Origin of the sequence: Neptuniibacter sp. 2_MG-2023 (assembly GCF_030547495.1) — a bacterium.
Classification (GTDB): Bacteria; Pseudomonadota; Gammaproteobacteria; order Pseudomonadales; family Balneatricaceae; genus Neptuniibacter.
Genome location: NZ_JAUOQC010000029.1, coordinates 1 through 1,200 on the forward strand (window position 1 = coordinate 1; position 1,200 = coordinate 1,200).

General features: G+C 45.9%; 1 protein-coding gene. It reads left to right on the top strand.

The annotated features are described in order from the left end of the window. The first annotated feature begins 227 nt into the window (after positions 1-227). Positions 228-1,169: an IS110 family transposase gene (locus Q4486_RS15730; RefSeq protein WP_303520102.1), complete on the top strand. Its 942-nt coding sequence runs from the start codon at positions 228-230 to the stop codon at positions 1,167-1,169. Positions 1,170-1,200: the final 31 nt, after the last annotated feature.

Here is a 1,200-nt window from a genome sequence, read left to right on the forward strand (position 1 = left end):
CTTGTATGGTTGTTCTTGAGGATATTCCACCTTTTTAAATCCTTTTAAAAACGGGTAAATTGAGACCCACCTTCGGCGGCCACCGAAGGCCTTTTTGTCACAGTTCGATGTGCGACAGGTTCGTAAAGACCGGTAACAAGTATGAACGTGGCAAAAACTCACTAGGCATAACTCGAATAGTCATGTGGGCCTCGAGCCCGAATAGCAAGGCAGAGGTAGCTTATCTTATGAATAACACAGAGATCAATGTCGGTATCGACACAAGTAGTACGCAACTCGATATTTATGTGAGGCCTACTGGCCAATTTTTTAGTGTCAAAAACGATACGGCGGGTATAAAAGAGGCCGTTAAACAAATACAGCCTTTAAAGCCCAACCGAGTGCTGATTGAATCCACTGGCCGGCTCGAATTGGAGTTTGTCTGTGCCGCTCACAAAGCAGGTTTGCCGATCGTTGTCTGTAACCCAGGTAATGTTCGCAATTTTGCTAAGTCGTCAGGAAGAATGGCTAAAACAGATAAGCTCGACGCCATGGATATCGCCCATTTTGGTGAAGCAATGAAGCCGAGGTTATCGTCAATTAAACCAGAAAAGCTGAGAGCGATCAGTGACTTGCTGGTTGTGCGAAGCCAATGCCTTGAAATGAGTACGATGCAAAAGAACCGTTTAAAGCGTATGCCCAAGACAGTGCATAAACCGATTCAAGCGATACTAAACACCATTAAAAAAGAGCTTCTATCCATCGACAAGCAACTCGACAAACTGGTTGACAGTGTTGCTGAGTGGCGGCAAAAGCGCGACCTATTATTAAGTGCAAAAGGTGTCGGCAATGTGCTGGCTTATACGCTCATGAGTGAGTTGCCAGAGCTGGGTTCCCTCAACCGAAAAGAGATTGCTGCGTTGGTCGGTGTAGCCCCCATGAATCGCGACAGCGGAAGCTATCAAGGCAAGCGATATATACGTGGGGGTCGACACCGCGTTCGAACTGTACTGTTTGTATCCATGATGTCAGCCATCCAGTGTCACCCCAAACTCAAGCCTATGTATGAGCGAATGGTGGCAGCGGGAAAGCCAAAGAAAGTAGCCATAGTTGCTTGTATGCGCAAGCAACTAACTATCTTAAATACGATGGTGAAAAACGGAACATACTGGGATGAAAAAATGGTCTAAATACTTGACTGGGAACCATAGTCACTTGTTA